The 2,426-nt window shown below is 38.3% G+C and carries 2 protein-coding genes; both read right to left on the bottom strand.

What is annotated here, in order from left to right:
- Positions 1-178: 178 nt before the first annotated feature.
- Positions 179-1,360, bottom strand: a complete 1,182-nt coding sequence (locus ABHC48_RS20420; protein WP_015514773.1) for an IS91 family transposase — start codon at positions 1,358-1,360, stop codon at positions 179-181.
- Positions 1,357-2,199, bottom strand: a complete 843-nt coding sequence (locus tag ABHC48_RS20415) for a tyrosine-type recombinase/integrase (protein ID WP_015514772.1) — start codon at positions 2,197-2,199, stop codon at positions 1,357-1,359. The genes ABHC48_RS20420 and ABHC48_RS20415 overlap by 4 nt, the downstream gene beginning before the upstream one ends.
- Positions 2,200-2,426 lie beyond the last annotated feature (227 nt).

Below are 2,426 nucleotides of genomic sequence, written 5' to 3'. Positions count from 1 at the left end.
TTGGTGAACAAAGTCGCGTCCCTTTAGCCGATAGCTATGGGGATTCAATCGTTGCTCTTTTCCTTAAGTTTATCATACTGGGTGTTTTGGTAAAAGTTTTTTTATTCAAGAAATCAATTTCAGGCATGACAAACAAACCTCCTATGCGGAAGTCATTTATTCTATGCAATTGTAGATTTTAACATCTCATATGTGCATGAAAAGAAGAACTGTATTTATCTTTGCGGGGTGATACCATATTCCCTCCGCAAGAAGAACATTTGCATACATCAATGTGATACAAAACCTTTATCATTTCTACTGCATTTAGATTTTTTAATGTAGAAATGTATTTCTTGCATCCAAGCAGGTTTCTGCAGAGAGTTATCTTTTTTCTCTTGTTTCTACATGATAGCAGACCATAGTGCCGGATTCTGACAAATCGTTTGGGTGGAACATGCATCATGAATCGACGGATGAATTCTTCTCCTGAAATTGTTTTCTCTTTCCAGTGGCCTTCGTTTTTATAGTCTTTTACTGCATATGTAACTGTCGTATCCGTCATGGATTTGATTCGATGATTACTGATTGCTATCCTGTGGGTATATTTTCCAAGATAATTGATAACCGACTGTGCACCATTGAAAGTTTCTTTACAGTAAGTGACCCAGTTCTTTTCATAACACTTATCAAGAAGTTCTTTAAAACGATAGCTGTTCTGATATTTCTCTGCTGTACCATGAAATTTAAGCTTAGAATCATTCCACAGGCTTTTTAACTCATCCAGATATTTTCCACGGAACACCTTTGAGATGACACCATATGGGAGAAAAAAATTTCCACCTGTGTCTTTCCATTTATTTTCATCATCAAGCCCACCTCCAAGAACAATGGTATGAATATGAGGATGATAATTCATTGCAGAGCCCCAGGTATGAAGAATGCAGATATACCCTATATCAGCTCCCAGATACTTTGCATCTTTTGACAATTCATTCAATGTGGCTGAAGCAGCATGATACAGTGCATCATATAACAGCTTCTGGTTGCTGTAAATAATGGAATTCAATTCCTCAGGAACTGTGAATACTACATGATAATAGGGTGCATCCAATACGTTCTCTTTTTGTGCATCAATCCATTTCTCTTTCGGAAACTCCTGGCACATGGGACAGCATCTGCTTCTGCAGGAGTTGTTGTGAACACTGATACATCCGCAGTCCTCACAAACACTGATGTTTACACCAAAAACTCCTGTTTTACAGTTTCTGATGTGATAAGCCGTTTTTCTGTGATGAGCAGGAGGGTTACTCCTCTTTTCATAGGAAGGATAGAACCGTTCAAATACATCCTGTATCGTACATGATTTATCCATAATCATTCACCACCCATCTCATCAAATGGGCTTTTAATACCAAGCAGAGTTTTATTGCTTACATGCAGATAAATCTCTGTTGATTTTGGATCACGATGTCCCAAAAGAGCCTGAATATATTTTATATCGCAGCCTGACTCAAACAGATGACTTGCAAAACTATGACGCAAACAATGTGTGGAGACGTGTTTTTGAATGCCTGCTCTTTCGGCGCTTTCACGAAAAAACTGAATGACACTATCTTTTGTAAGATAATCCCCTGTCCATGAACTTGGGAACAGAATCCCTCTTGGCCTGCCACATTGAAACCAGTATTCTGTCAATATTTCAAGCGTCCGGTCTGCAAGCAAAGTATAACGGTCAGATCGGCTTTTTCCATCGCGGATGTGTATGGTTTTGTTCGTGCGTGAAATATCATCATAATGAAGGTGTGTGACTTCTGAAACACGAAGTCCACCTGAATACATAGTAGCGATCATAGCTTTATGCTTCAGATTTGGTGTAGCATCAAGAATAGCTGATATTTCTGCTTTTGTAAGCACCGCTGGTAACTTTCTGTCCCTTTTCATACGAGGTATGTCATCATCATCCCAATTCATCTTCAATACTTTTTTGTAAAAGAAGCGGATTCCTGAATGGTAGTGATTGTATGTTTCTGGTGAAATCCCGGAAAGTTTCTTTTCAGTTAGGAATGTATCAACATCGTCAGTTGTTAATGCATCTATATCCTTGGCTGTGTGGTTCAAAAAATGAGCAACACTGGTACAGTATGCATGAATTGTGGAATCCTTGAGATTCCGTTTATTCGCAGCAGATCTAATCTGATTAAAAATTTCTTCGTACATAATAAAATCCTCCATGTAAAGTAAATCGTAAATGTATAAACACTGCTTACATGGAGGAGCATTAGCATAATAAAACTGCTTGCCAGAAAGGCAGCTCAATGGTATTCTTATCATAGGCAGTGGGGATGTCGATCCTGTTTGATTGTTGGTTGTGGTGACTTAACAATACTACTTGTAGGACTTGGTTTCCACTGCTTTTTATTAAAGTGTAAAGAAAAACTGCGCCA

It is taken from the genome of Ruminococcus sp. 1001136sp1, from assembly GCF_039841815.1.
Taxonomy (GTDB): domain Bacteria; phylum Bacillota; class Clostridia; order Lachnospirales; family Lachnospiraceae; genus Blautia_A; species Blautia_A faecis.
The sequence above is the reverse complement of the archived record's forward strand: the minus strand, read 5'-3'. Positions and strand labels throughout refer to the sequence as shown.